Below are 12,635 nucleotides of genomic sequence, written 5' to 3' on the forward strand. Positions count from 1 at the left end.
TGAAAGCCAACCAAACGGCCCTATTTCCAACCTAGTGGGCTTACATTCCAATTTCACCCAAAAATCTCCTCTGATTAAGTTCTTTTCAACCTCTCTGAGAAATTCTTACTTTAGTCGGACACTAGTGATTTTTTATCTAAATTTAAAGTGTATTAGTACATTTAGAATTTTATGAAAGACGATTTTAACGCTGAAGATATATTGAATAAGCTGTTTCAACCTGTACCAATCAAGGTTGAGGAAAGTTTAGAGGAGATATTCATGGAGAGGATTGATAGTCTAAAAGTAAAAAAGACTACTGCTTTGAAAATGATGGGAATGACTGTTAGGACGCTGGATGGTATATTGTCAGGTGAGCAGAAAAAGCTTGATTACATCCAGTTAATTAGGCTTTCTAATTTTTTAGGTATTCCTGTGGAGAGAGTCGCTAAGCTCTACATAGATAAATTAAGGCAGGTTCATGAAAATGAAATTAATGAAGAAAAGACTGGTGACCTCATAAGTTTCATAAATGAGAATTTCAATTTAGCTGAATTACGAAAAGTAGGGTTAATAGATTCTTTGACAGACTATTCCCAAATTGTCAAATCAATATGTAAGTATTTTGGACTAAAAAAAATTGAGGATTACAAAGAGCCTGAGATGAATATTGCTTTTAGCGCTGGAAAGCAAGCTAAGTCAACTTATGGTTTAAAAAATTGGGTTTTTCTTTGTGAACAAATTTGCATTGAACTGAGGAATCCATATGAATACAATAGAGATAAACTTGTAGAATATTTTCCTAATATAAGATGGTACAGCACTGATGTATCGAATGGATTGGTGACGGTAATTAGTCAATTATTTCAATTAGGAATTACGGTAGTATTTACTCCATCATTTCCTTCAATGCATATAAGGGGGGCGACATTTCAAGTGAACAATAAGCCATGTATTGCGATTACAGATTATAAAGGGTTCTACCCAACACTTTGGTTTGCACTTATCCATGAACTCTACCATGTATTATTTGATTGGGATGAGATTCTCTTATCAGACTACCATTTGTCTCTGGAGAGGGATGAGAAAATCCCAACAATCTCAAAAAATGAAATTGATGCTGATGATTTTGCAAGAGAATATCTATTCTCTAAATCTAAGACTAGGTATATAAGTACTTTTATAGATAACGACAATGCTGTAAAATCATTTTCACTTGAGAATCATATTGACCCTAGTTTCGCATATGTTTTCTCTGCATTTGACAATGGTAAAACTAATAAATATTCATGGGGAAGAGCTCGAAATAAAAACCCAAACATAAATCCAATATTGCATAAATTACAAAACAAGTTTGATACTGGTTGCTCATTTGACAGCCATATTAAGGGGCTTCGAACTAAAATTTATAACTAATGAAAACTAAATACACAGAAGAGGAGCTAAGACAATTGAAAGTCTTACAAGATGAGAAGAATAAGAAATTCTTAAAAGATTTCATCTTACAGAAAACTGATGCTAAAATTGAAGTAAAAGGTTCAGACACAAATCTTGATAAGGAGCTTGAGAAACAGCAACTTCTTGAAATTGTATCACATTATTGGCAAATTGAGAGTATTGGAGAAAGTATTCTTGCTTGGCCCTCAGATTATTTTAAGATCTTCCCACAGGATTATTATAGGGAGATTTATAGATTGCATAAGTGGGAGATTCCTGATGTTATTTCTGATAAACCATGGATCGTAGGAAAGTACACTAATGAAATTATTTACTACCGTTTTTCACATGAAGTGCTACCATTTCTTAGGATAATAAATCCTTATAAGATACCTGGAAAAAGGGAGTATAAACATCATCAGTATTTGACTGACGGTGCTAGGATTAAACTATCACAATTCATTAATGATGCAATTGAGGAAATGAAAAATCATGAGGATTGGAATAGTTTTAGAATTGATTACTGTAAAAAGTATAAAGTCCCATACCAACTAAGGTTGATCTTCGCATAAATTTGTAATTTAATAACCTCTTTTTCTTACTTCTCACTTCTATGTACTTCAGTAAAAACATCTACCTAACTCACGTTCGTTAGACAGGTTTGCATCCTGGCCAAACCCATTTCCAGTAGATGAGAATTCAAGAAGGTACTGTATTCCAGATATTCGTATGCTAAAGTCCTGCCGTATCGATCATATTTCTATACATCTTATTTCAAGATTACCTTCTTTCCCTTAAGGAGATCCTTCACATATTCTGAAGCTGCTTTCCCACCTTGTTGTTCTTCAGTCAATCTTCATAGTTTTTAAATCTGTGCATATAAAAAAACCCTTCCCCAATTCTTGGAGAAAATCACGATAATTACCAAAAACTGATCAAGTTCATTTTTTAAAGTGATGGCTTGGGTAAGGGAATTCATTTCTATCTTTCCTTGATTATTATTGGCTTAAATAGGGTTTGTCTCCTTTAAATCAAATTTTAAAGTTCTATTCCTGTTTCTCGGATTCAGGCATTGGTTGGATTACATCCCCATCTATTAGCTTATTCAAGTTAACAGTAGGGAGGATGAGCCGGTTAAATTCAGTGTTTTTAGTTTCTGAATGAAGAATGCCTCTAGCCGATCCAATAGTCAGGGACATCATGTGGTGGGCTGTACTTTTTGGGAGCGTTATTTGATTAGTTTTCATGTCAATCAAATGATCCCAGGATTCTTCCTCTACTTCAAAATAGACAGCAACTTCAAGAATTAAGAACGGAGATGTTTTACCTTCATATTTAATTAAAGAGGAGCAGCAGATTATTCTTTTTTCTATGTCTGGAAAAGAGAAGTTGATTCCAAAAGAATATTGAAATTTTTCCGCACTTGAGTCATAGGCCTTAGGAAGGATTGCATATTGCAGTGTATCAATTTCTCGAAGACCGAATTTTATATTTTCCATATTAAATTTCTTCAGCGATAAAACTTTCAGGGTCCACCCACGCTACTTTTTTTGGACTGGATTTATGCTTTAAATCAACAATACAAACTTCACTTTCGAAATGGAATTCTTGCTTAAGCATTTCAAACCTTTCATGTGCTCGCTTAATAGCCTTTTGCTTCATTTGCTCGTAATATCCATTAGCAAAAGAAGGGAGTGGAGAATTACTTAATGTACCTCCATAAAATCCTTTTTTAGCATATGATTGATAAGAAGGTTTTTCTAATGCATACCCAATTAAGCCTGTACCTAAGTCTATAGCCATAGAGGAGCTTTTTGGTGCTTTAAAACCCTTGGAATTAAGGTTTTGTTGTGACTCTAGATTGACAGTTTTTATTAAATCAATATTAAGAGCAGACTCAATTTTCTCAATAGTACCTAACGTAAGATTCTCCCTTCCTTTCAGGATTTTGCTGATCTGCTGAGGACTGACACCTACCAGCTTACCCAAATCAGTCTGTGAAACACCGTTGGTCTTCATATAAAAAGCCAATTGAGTTGCTATCATCCCTGATTTCCGTGATTCTTGGCGAGCTGATTTTCTTTCCTCCGCTTCTTTTTCCCACTCCGTATCTTTTTTTGAGTTTTTAAGGATATTTTGAATATGTGGTGTAAGTTTCATAGCACTAGGTTTAACCTTCCAATTTATCTAAGAGATCAGGATCGATCTCAGGGTCGTTAAATAAATAATTGTAAACTTTTTGGAGCTTGATCAATTCAAGATCAAGGTCTTCTGACTCTTGCATTTTCTTTGATAACTTTATTCCACCTCCGGATATGAAGTAAAGATTCTCACTATATCTTATAGCATAAAATCTAAGCCAACTGTTTTCGTAAATACCATAGGCTTTGAATTCGGCATTGTCCGATTCTTTTCGGATTTCTTTATGGAGTGGTTTAAAAATATCATCTAAGGTCTTTCCCTTTTCAGTCCCGCTTGCCAACTTCAAGATTTCCTCTTCGAATTCGCTGGCTTCTTCGATTGTCCAATTTATAGCTTTGGTAATTTCTACGTTAACGGCTGGATCTCCGTTGATTATTTCATTCCAAAAACGGCTTTGTAGCTTTTCTTGGTTTCTTATGAAGTAATCAGCCAGGTATTCTCTATCAGTCCAATGATTAATAAGTCTTCTGAATTCATTGACTCTCTCATAACTGGTCTTATCAAAGACTGCTGCATAAAGAACTCCCTCAAGAATTTCAAATGTATCTATTAACTTCACTATTACAACTTATAGGTTTAAAAAATTGTTCACAAAAGTAACTTTTTTTAAGATAATCCTCATGTTTTAAAGTATTATCGATTCGAAACAGGTAAAATTTAAAGTACCTGAAAATTTACATTTTTAAGAAATCAGAAAGTGAATTACTGAAAACTGATGATTTCTTTCCATGAGGAGTGCCTTTCACGACTTTTGCCTCCTTCGTGAGGAACAAAATTTTGCTATCTAAGGATTTATGGATTTTGTAATAGCCAATCGATTCAAATAAAATAAGTGCGCCTTATATGGTATTTAGGAAAGTGATATTTCTATTTGAAATGAAGATTAATACTCTCCTATAACCTTAACTCTGATTTTGACTATTTGAATTTTTGCAGCTCTTTTTTTAACTCATCATTTTCAATCATTAACTTCTCAACAATCTCTTTGAAGCCGTAGCTGTTATTATAAGTTGTAATAGGTCCACTGTGAGAATTTGCCCCATGATTATAGTTAGTGACAGAAAGTCCCTTCAAAAAGAATAGTGCTGGGTCAACTTTGTAAAAATCTGCCAGTCTTGCGGCTTGTTCTGTTGTTAAAATTTGATCACCAGATTCAATGCGATTATACTCTTCAACTGAAACGTCCAATTCGGCGGCTATATGTTCTGATGCATAATTATGACTTGTTCGAAATGAACCGATTACTGTATAACTCATTTTTTTTGTGTTAGTTCTTGAATGATTGAAGTTAGCCTTTCAACGTGGCTTTCTAATTTTGAAATGCTATTATTTTTATCTTCCAGCATTTTTTCGTACACAGATCTTATAAAATCTACTTCCCCAAAATTATTGTTGTAAGTTTCAAAATTCCCCCCGTGACTATTTGGCCCAGTATTGTAGTTGATCACTGGCAACTCATCAGAAAGGAAATAATCAGGCTTTACATTATAAAGCTCTGCAAGTTTTTGAATACGCTCGACTGTTAATTTTGATTTGCCAGCCTCGAGGTTCGAATAAGTTTTTTGGTTAATGCTTAGGACATCAGCCACATATTCTTGAGAGTAATCTTGTGATTCTCTCAATATTCTCATGATTTTGTGGGATTGTTCCATGGGATTGAATTTACTACTGAATTAGAATCTATACTACTAATCTAGTATTTTTTTACTAGTGAAAACTGGATAATATACCAATATTTGTTTGTAAGCGAGTCTTAGTTCAAGATAGTCAAGATTTCATTTGCTTGTAGTTCAAAAAACATAATTCATATATTATAGATGTCTCAAAATCAAGAAATATTGAATAAAAAGCTTCACCTGAGTGATTTGATGTGCTTTGTCAATATTGGTTTTCAAGATGATATATATTGTGCTCTCGCTTTTAAACTACAAAAAGAGGAACTCGGCATCGCCGCGATAGATCGCCTGTATCCTCTGAAGCCCAAGAATCCGATCTAAGGATTAACCTACTTTTTCTCCCTGATTGCTTCCGCAGGCATTTGTACCCGTCGAAGGAACAACCACATATAATCAGGGAGTAGCGTTTTCTCAAATCTAACTATAGTTGCCCACAGCGGCATGGTGGAAATACACGCTATTTCTTATTTCGTATCGAATTCTTTATTGACTTCACTATAAACCCAAATAGTATGAATTTCATTTTCCCAGCCATGATTTACCACATGCCTTTGAAGATCGGTAGCCGTATATTTCTTACGTTAGGTTTTTCGCTCAAGCAGCTCCAGAAAAACCTGATTAAAAACCCTACCTAACCTACTTTTTCTCTCTGATTGCTGCCGCACGTGCGGCACTACTACACAGATCAGGGAGTGATGTTACACGATGATGGAGATCATCTGCTGCAGCAGGTCATCAGCTCCATTACTATTTATTCTTATTCATTATTTGCTGGTTCGGCAGATTCACCATCAGTGGTTGGTCAGTTTGGACAGGGTGGGAATGGTATGTCTTGTTTAGAGACAAGAATCTAGATTTCGTGATTCTACTTTCAGATTTCAGATTCAAGTTTTCAGGATGCCCCCAGATCTCTTCGAGTACAAGTGTTAATCCGCTTCGACTTCGCTCAGCATGACATGCATCGGACACCGGTCATCCAGCAACAAACATCTAAAAGCATGAAAAAACACATACTTACATGCTTCCTGGGACTGCTATGTCTCATCGGAAGCGAATTAATAGCAAAAAGTAAAGTTGTGGATTCACCCACAGAGCAGGAGGGCGCAAGCACTTCTGCTCACTCGCAGGCCTTGATCTATGGGGAGATAAGCAATCCTGATTCACTGGGGCCATTGATCCTGACTTCTTCTCCCTTCTTTGTGGATGCAAAGTCAAATTTTGGCAAGAGGATCAATGAGCTGGAGACTGAAGGGGGGAATTTCTTTGATGGGATACTAAATCCCAGGGCCCGTAAATTCAGTGCATCGGTTCCGTTGGGGGATCGTGCGGGTTATTTCAGCCTTGCTGTTGGGACGCGGATGTTGCTTGATCAGTTTTTGGTTTTACCGGGTGACAGCCTGAAGATTAACCTGGATCTGGCGGGGTTTGACATCAGTTTCGGTGGGCCGGATGCATGGTTCTATGAAGCACAATATGCGATCCGAAGAGAGCGTGAACGGGTGGTGTTTGATGCTCCCCGACAACTGGTGCTGAGTAGTAAAAGCACCATCATGACCCGTGACTCCAACCTGCAGTTGATGGCTGAGGAAGAGGGGAAGTTTGGGAGTGAACTGTTGGTTCAGACAGGCAGGACTTCCTTGGAGCGGGTGGTGGAGGAGTTGTCTTACGCAGACCGGGAGCTGGCCTCCACATTGGATTTGCTGAATTTCTATTCTCCTTATCTCGATGTTTCGCAGGTGGACTTGCTAAAGTTGGAGCTGTATAGTCAATACTATTTCGGGAAACTGAAGACGATCAGAAACTTCCATTATGAGAAGCTGGATTCCTATTATACTGAAGCTGAGAAAGCTGCCTTTTTGCAACGTCTGGATAGGGCATTGGTACAGATTTCTGATGCTGGGTATACGGACAATTCAAGACTGGTTTCGGCTTTTTTTCTGGAAATGACTGTGGAAAAGATCATGCTGGAATCCCTGATCAAGAGGGTTGGGTTTAAAGCACAGGTGATGGAAAACTATCAGGGTGAACTGGCAGACCGGGTATTGGCTGGTTTCCTGTCCAGCTACCTGGGTCAGTACCCTAACCCGGAGGCCGTGATCGATGATTACCTGAAGTTGATGGAAGAGAATATATGGAGGTCCCGGGTGTTGAGTCTTCGGAATGCCCATGTGCCGGGAGAAGAAATCATGGATATGGAAATGATCAATCTGGATGGGGAGCGTGTGACTTCTTCGGTCTTTGAGGGTAAACCCACGGTGCTGTATGTTTACTTTTCCAGCTGTACCCATAGTTCGGAATACTTCCAGTCCTTTCTATACCCCATGTATGACTCCCTGAAAGCCAAAGGCTACCGCCTGATGGCGCTTTCGGTGGATGAGGATGAAGCACTCTGGCGTTCGCAGATTACCCGCTTTTCAAATCCTGAGCTGACCAACCTGAATATTTCAGGAGCAGGGCGGGAATCCTTTATTCATTACTACGAAATATTTGCCTTTCCCAAGACCATTTTACTGGATGGGGACGGCAAGATTCGCTCGCTTCATTTGGATGGGAAAACTGCCGAAGAGCAGAAATCCATGCTGTTTAACACGCTGGATTCCATGAAAGGGGAGAGTGAAATTTTAAAACCATTAACGGAAACAAAATGAAGAAATTTATATATCTATTGGCAGTTGCCCTGCTGGTTAGTGTAGGCTGTGTATATGCACAGCAGGTAAAAATCATCTCCGGAAGAGTAGTCAGCACCGCTGATGGAGTTGGTATTCCCGGTGTGAACATCATGCTCAAAGGAAGCAGTTCAGGAGTGATTTCCCTGGCGGAAGGAGCTTTTGAATTGGAGGTTACCGAAAGCCCGGTGACATTGATTGTTAGCTTTATTGGGTTTAAGACTCAGGAAATTCAGGTGGAGGCACCCAAGGAAAATATGGTTGTTTCACTGGAGGAAGATGAATTCGCACTGGAAGGGGTTACGGTTCTTTCCACCGGATTTCAGGAGTTGCCCGCGGAACGGGCGACGGGATCTTTTGCAGGACTGGATCAGGACATGGTAGACAGGCGAGTCAGTACCAATATTGTGGACCGGCTGGAAGATGTGACACCGGGTCTGTTATTCAACAGGGATCAGAGTAATGTGGGACCCGGGGAAAGTATATCCATCAGGGGTACGGCTACTTTGCTCTCCTCCCGGGAGCCGCTGATCGTGGTGGACAACCTGGCCTATGACGGTCCGCTTTCGGGCATCAACCCAAATGATGTGGCAAGTGTCACCGTATTGAAGGATGCCGCTGCAGCTTCCATCTGGGGAGCAAGGGCCGGCAACGGGGTGATTGTGATCACGACCAAAAAAGGAACCTATGATTCACCTCTTCGCGTGAACCTGACGGCAAATGTGACTTCATTTCAGGAAGTGGATCCTTTTTACGATCCGAAGATGAAGATCAGCAACCTGGTGGATAAGCAGATTGAGTTGTATGAGGCGGGTTACTATAAAGGGCAGTTGGGGTCACGAAGAAACCCGCTGGTAGCACCTGTAGCAGAATCGCTTTATGCCTTTGATAAAGGGTTTATATCCGAGCAGGAGTTGGCCAGTCAGTTGGAAGCTTACCGGAATTCAGATGTCCGTCAGGACCTGCAAGACCAGGTGAACCGTAGGGCCCTGAACCAGCAATATGCGGTAAACCTAAGTGGAGGCGGACAGCGCAATAAGTATGTTTTTAGTCTGGGTTGGGATGATAACCTGAGCTCCAACGTAGCCAATGACAACTCCCGCCTGACCCTGTCCACCCAGCAAAACTGGAAGCTGGCGAAGGAAAAATTGCAGGTAGGGGTAGGCATGTATTGGGTTCAGGCTAAGTCACATAACGGGTTGCCGAATCTCTCCAATTTCTTTCCATACGACCGCCTGGTCGATGGGCAGGGAAATCACCTGGCAGTACCCAAAGGTTATAGTAACCGATTTAAGGAAAGTGTTTCGGGATTGGGGTTACTTGATTGGGATTATGTTCCCCTGGATGAAATTGGTCTGGTAGAAGTGGATACCAGAAGCAATGACATGCGCATGAATGCCAGTCTGGGTTACCGGATACTCCCCGGCCTGAATGCCTCCCTGAATTATCAGTATTGGACAAACAGCCGTAGAACAGAGGAGTTGGCGCCTGTGGAATCCTTTACTACCCGGGACCTGATAAATAATTATACAGAGATCGGCCAGGATGGGGGGATGACCTATCATGTTCCCCTGGGTGGGGTATTGGATCAGGGTTTTTCGGATTCCTACAGCCATAACCTGCGTGGACAGCTGACCTATGAAGAGCAATGGAACGGCGGACATCAACTGAATCTCTTTGGTGGATTTGAAGTGAAAAGTCAGAAGGGTGGGAGTTACAGTACAAGGAGCTATGGCTACGATGATGTGACAGGCACTTCCCAGCCGGTGGATTACCTGACCCGTAGGGTTCAGTTGGCCAGCGGATACAGTAGGAATATCCCTTTTTCCGAAGGGTTCTCAGGAACCATAAACCGCTTTGTTTCCGGGTTTGCCAATATGGGATATACCTATCAAAACCGATACCTGCTTAATGCCAGCGTGAGAAAGGACGCTTCCAATCTCTTTGGTGTGAACACCAACCAAAAGGCGGTACCGCTTTGGTCTGCAGGATTGGGCTGGATTCTATCTGCGGAAGAGTTTATGAAAAGCAGTCGGGTAGAGTTTTTAAAGCTGAGAGCAAGCTATGGTTTTAACGGCAATACAAATCCTAATGCCACCGCATTGACTACTGCGTACTATTACGGGGCAGGAACAAACACACTTGCAGGGCTTTCTTCATTGAGGATTACCAGTCCTCCCAATCCGCACCTGCGCTGGGAGCGGATCAAGATAGTCAATGTTGGACTGGACTATGAACTGCTTTCCGGGAGATTGTCCGGATCAGTGGAGTATTATTCCAAGCAAGGACTTGATCTGTTGGGAGCCAGACCCTTATTTCCTTCATCCGGTCTGATAGAGGCAACACTGAATTATGCCAGCACCCAGACCAATGGCTGGGATATAGTTTTAAACAGTAAGAATCTGACCGGGGATTTTTCCTGGGAAACGGCCCTTTTTTATAGCGCTGTAAATGAAAAAGTCACCGCCTTTGACAGGGAACCCACCGCCAGTCAGTTGCTGAATTATTCCCCTGATGCACCCACACCTTATCAGGGTAATCCTTTGTTTGGGATCTACAGCTATAGTTTCGCAGGTCTGGATCCGGATACGGGAGATCCGCTGGGTTACCTGGATGGGGAACCCAGTGCAGACTATGCCCAGCTGATTAACCTGGCTACTCCTGAATCCCTCGTATTCCATGGGAGTGGAAGACCTACCGGGTTTGGGGCGATCAGGAACACCTTCCGCTATAGGGGATGGGATCTTTCAGTGAATATCTCTTACAGAATGGGCTACTACATACGAAGGGGAGGGGTGAGTTTCGATGATCTAAACCGGGGAGAACTGGTACATGAAAACTATGAAAAGCGATGGCAGAATCCCGGGGATGAGCAGTTTACCCAGGTTCCTTCCGACTCTGGGGGAGTGAATAGCCTAAGAAGCAGATTTTATCTGCGTAGCTCCTCGCTGGTGATGAAAGGTGACCATGTGCGGCTTCAGGATATCCGGCTGGCCTACAGCTGGGGAAGTACGGGGACTACCGGATTGGTCAAAAATATGGAAGCCTATCTCTATGTGAATAACCTGGGGATTCTCTGGAAGGCTGCTGATGAAGTCAGAGACCCCGATTATCCGAGCAGCCAGGCACTGGGGTCTGCTTCCCTTGGAATCAGAATGTCATTTTAACTATCAATCCATGGTTCATAGGGTAAAAGGATCTCCGAGAATAGACAACGCTTTCTTCATAAGGTATCGGTTTTCCCGGCAGCTGGTTACTGCCACCCTCTGGGCACTTTTAAATCAAATTTTACGATGAAAAAACATATTTTAGTACTTGTAGTGATCTGTACGGCTCTGATGCAGGGTTGTGCTGATTTTCTGGATGAAAAGCCAAGTAAAGACTTGGTTGTTCCCACTACCCTGGATGACTTTCAGGGATTGCTGGATGCAAAATTACAGGGAATGAACTGGTTTCCGCTGGCCGGAAACCTAGGTTCAGATGACCTGTTTATTGGGGATGGGCTAGCCAATTCCCTTAATTACAATCTGAATGCCACCTATTTTTGGCAGAAGGATATGAATCTTCCCGATGTGGTGGATATTAATTGGTATTATGCTTACCTGAAAGTTTTTTATGCCAATGTGGTGCTGGAAGGGTTGAAAGCCTACGAACCGGAAAACCAGATGGAGCAAAGTAGGGTGAAAGAGCTGGAGGCAATGGCTCGGTTTTACAGGGCACAGGGACATTTTGAAGCACTGATTCATTATTCCGAGCCCTTTGATCCATCCAGATCCGATCAGCTGGGGGTACCGATTCGCCTGATTTCCGATGTGACAGTTCCGATTGGTCGATCAAGTATGGTCAATGGCTTTGAGCGGATTCTTGCCGATCTTGAATTTGGCTTGGAGGTATTGCCCGATAAACCGACGGTACCTACCAGACCATCTCGCTGGGCGGCAGAGGCCATGCTCAGCCGGGTGTATCTGAACATGCATGATTATGAGAAAGCCTATGTACACGCCACCGATGGCCTGGGGATTGACAACAGCCTGATGGATTATAAATCTCTGGATTCCACCTTGCCATATTCCTTTGCTATTTTCAATGAGGAGGTTATTTTTTATCAGGAGCTCTTATTCAATGGCTACATGTTCAATGGGCAGACTTACGTCAACCCTGACTTGGTGGCACTGTATGATTCCACAGATTTAAGGCTTCACTACCTTTTTGAATCCAGTGCAGGAGAAGAAGGAAGGATGAATTTCAAAGGAAATTATACCGGTGATTTTTACCTGTTCGGAGGGCTTGCCGTGGATGAGCTACTGCTGGATTTTGCGGAAAGTGCTTTCAGGATAGGTGAGGAGGAGCAGAGTTTGGAAGCGCTGAATTACCTGTTGGAAAACCGATATGATGAAGGATTTACACCGGTGACAGGGTTATTGGGGGAAGCGCTGCTGGAAAAGATTCTGACAGAAAGAAGAAAGGAACTGGTATTTCGGGGTAACCGCTGGATGGATCTTAAACGATTGAACAGCTATCCTGAACTGGCAGTGAATCTTTCCAGGTCAAGGAATGACAGGGAAGCCAATTTGCCTGTCAATGATCCAAGGTATGCCCTTGAGATTCCCCCCTTAGAAATCAGTCTTAATCCCATGGAGCAAAATATCAGGTAGTTGATTAAGCTAAGGGCAAG

The 12,635-nt window shown here is 41.6% G+C and carries 12 protein-coding genes and 1 pseudogene; 7 read left to right on the plus strand and 6 right to left on the minus strand.

The window, feature by feature from the left end:
• Positions 1-171: 171 nt before the first annotated feature.
• Together ESV85_RS18520 and ESV85_RS18525 are read left to right on the plus strand one after the other, a co-directional pair.
• The gene (locus ESV85_RS18520) at positions 172-1,395 is read left to right on the plus strand and encodes an ImmA/IrrE family metallo-endopeptidase (RefSeq protein WP_146920254.1); all 1,224 of its coding nucleotides are present in this window, start codon (positions 172-174) and stop codon (positions 1,393-1,395) included.
• Entirely contained in the window at positions 1,395-1,988 is a 594-nt protein-coding gene (locus tag ESV85_RS18525) for a P63C domain-containing protein (protein ID WP_146920256.1), read from the plus strand. The genes ESV85_RS18520 and ESV85_RS18525 overlap by 1 nt, the downstream gene beginning before the upstream one ends.
• A 65-nt stretch (positions 1,989-2,053) precedes the next feature.
• Here the strand turns inward: ESV85_RS18525 and ESV85_RS22790 are convergent.
• The 6 genes and pseudogenes from ESV85_RS22790 to ESV85_RS18555 all read right to left on the minus strand — a co-directional run.
• Positions 2,054-2,158, minus strand: a pseudogene (locus tag ESV85_RS22790) (nuclease); the annotation flags it as partial.
• Between the two features lie 304 nt (positions 2,159-2,462).
• Positions 2,463-2,915, minus strand: a complete 453-nt coding sequence (locus tag ESV85_RS18535; protein ID WP_146920258.1) for a hypothetical protein — start codon at positions 2,913-2,915, stop codon at positions 2,463-2,465.
• 1 nt (position 2,916) lies between these two features.
• A complete protein-coding gene (locus ESV85_RS18540; protein ID WP_146920260.1) occupies positions 2,917-3,576 on the minus strand; it encodes a helix-turn-helix domain-containing protein in 660 nt (219 codons plus the stop codon).
• A 10-nt stretch (positions 3,577-3,586) separates the two neighbouring features.
• Positions 3,587-4,177 (minus strand): hypothetical protein, encoded by a 591-nt coding sequence (locus ESV85_RS18545; protein ID WP_146920262.1) that lies wholly within the window; start codon positions 4,175-4,177, stop codon positions 3,587-3,589.
• 359 nt (positions 4,178-4,536) lie between these two features.
• Positions 4,537-4,875 carry a helix-turn-helix domain-containing protein gene (locus ESV85_RS18550; protein ID WP_146920264.1) on the minus strand — a complete coding sequence of 113 codons (339 nt, stop codon included), beginning with the start codon at positions 4,873-4,875 and terminating at the stop codon, positions 4,537-4,539.
• Positions 4,872-5,249: a helix-turn-helix domain-containing protein gene (locus ESV85_RS18555; RefSeq protein ID WP_223276039.1), complete on the minus strand. Its 378-nt coding sequence runs from the start codon at positions 5,247-5,249 to the stop codon at positions 4,872-4,874. The genes ESV85_RS18550 and ESV85_RS18555 overlap by 4 nt, the downstream gene beginning before the upstream one ends.
• A gap of 557 nt (positions 5,250-5,806) precedes the next feature.
• On the opposite strand from ESV85_RS18555, the gene ESV85_RS22670 reads away from it, so the two are divergent.
• From ESV85_RS22670 to ESV85_RS18575, 5 genes are all read left to right on the plus strand, one after another.
• Positions 5,807-5,929, plus strand: coding sequence for a hypothetical protein (locus tag ESV85_RS22670; RefSeq protein ID WP_262713340.1), 123 nt, complete (start codon positions 5,807-5,809; stop codon positions 5,927-5,929).
• 60 nt (positions 5,930-5,989) lie between these two features.
• The gene (locus ESV85_RS18560; RefSeq protein WP_191322055.1) at positions 5,990-6,148 is read left to right on the plus strand and encodes a hypothetical protein; all 159 of its coding nucleotides are present in this window, start codon (positions 5,990-5,992) and stop codon (positions 6,146-6,148) included.
• A 144-nt stretch (positions 6,149-6,292) separates the two neighbouring features.
• Positions 6,293-7,942, plus strand: coding sequence for a TlpA family protein disulfide reductase (locus tag ESV85_RS18565; RefSeq protein ID WP_191322056.1), 1,650 nt, complete (start codon positions 6,293-6,295; stop codon positions 7,940-7,942).
• The gene (locus ESV85_RS18570; RefSeq protein ID WP_146920272.1) at positions 7,939-11,127 is read left to right on the plus strand and encodes a SusC/RagA family TonB-linked outer membrane protein; all 3,189 of its coding nucleotides are present in this window, start codon (positions 7,939-7,941) and stop codon (positions 11,125-11,127) included. Before ESV85_RS18565 ends, ESV85_RS18570 begins: the two co-directional genes overlap by 4 nt.
• A gap of 126 nt (positions 11,128-11,253) precedes the next feature.
• A complete protein-coding gene (locus tag ESV85_RS18575; protein WP_146920274.1) occupies positions 11,254-12,615 on the plus strand; it encodes a RagB/SusD family nutrient uptake outer membrane protein in 1,362 nt (453 codons plus the stop codon).
• Positions 12,616-12,635: the final 20 nt, after the last annotated feature.

Source organism: Algoriphagus aquimarinus, from assembly GCF_007997215.1.
Lineage (GTDB): Bacteria > Bacteroidota > Bacteroidia > Cytophagales > Cyclobacteriaceae > Algoriphagus > Algoriphagus aquimarinus_A.

Bases quoted from the DNA above. Each gene is read 5' to 3' on its own strand.
- ESV85_RS18520 (WP_146920254.1), top strand. From the start codon at position 172: ATGAAAGACGATTTTAACGCTGAAGATATATTGAATAAGCTGTTTCAA.
- ESV85_RS18525 (WP_146920256.1), top strand. From the start codon at position 1,395: ATGAAAACTAAATACACAGAAGAGGAGCTAAGACAATTGAAAGTCTTA.
- ESV85_RS18535 (WP_146920258.1), bottom strand. From the start codon at position 2,915: ATGGAAAATATAAAATTCGGTCTTCGAGAAATTGATACACTGCAATAT.
- ESV85_RS18540 (WP_146920260.1), bottom strand. From the start codon at position 3,576: ATGAAACTTACACCACATATTCAAAATATCCTTAAAAACTCAAAAAAA.
- ESV85_RS18550 (WP_146920264.1), bottom strand. From the start codon at position 4,875: ATGAGTTATACAGTAATCGGTTCATTTCGAACAAGTCATAATTATGCA.
- ESV85_RS18555 (WP_223276039.1), bottom strand. From the start codon at position 5,249: ATGAGAATATTGAGAGAATCACAAGATTACTCTCAAGAATATGTGGCT.
- ESV85_RS22670 (WP_262713340.1), top strand. From the start codon at position 5,807: ATGAATTTCATTTTCCCAGCCATGATTTACCACATGCCTTTGAAGATC.
- ESV85_RS18560 (WP_191322055.1), top strand. From the start codon at position 5,990: ATGTTACACGATGATGGAGATCATCTGCTGCAGCAGGTCATCAGCTCC.
- ESV85_RS18565 (WP_191322056.1), top strand. From the start codon at position 6,293: ATGAAAAAACACATACTTACATGCTTCCTGGGACTGCTATGTCTCATC.
- ESV85_RS18570 (WP_146920272.1), top strand. From the start codon at position 7,939: ATGAAGAAATTTATATATCTATTGGCAGTTGCCCTGCTGGTTAGTGTA.
- ESV85_RS18575 (WP_146920274.1), top strand. From the start codon at position 11,254: ATGAAAAAACATATTTTAGTACTTGTAGTGATCTGTACGGCTCTGATG.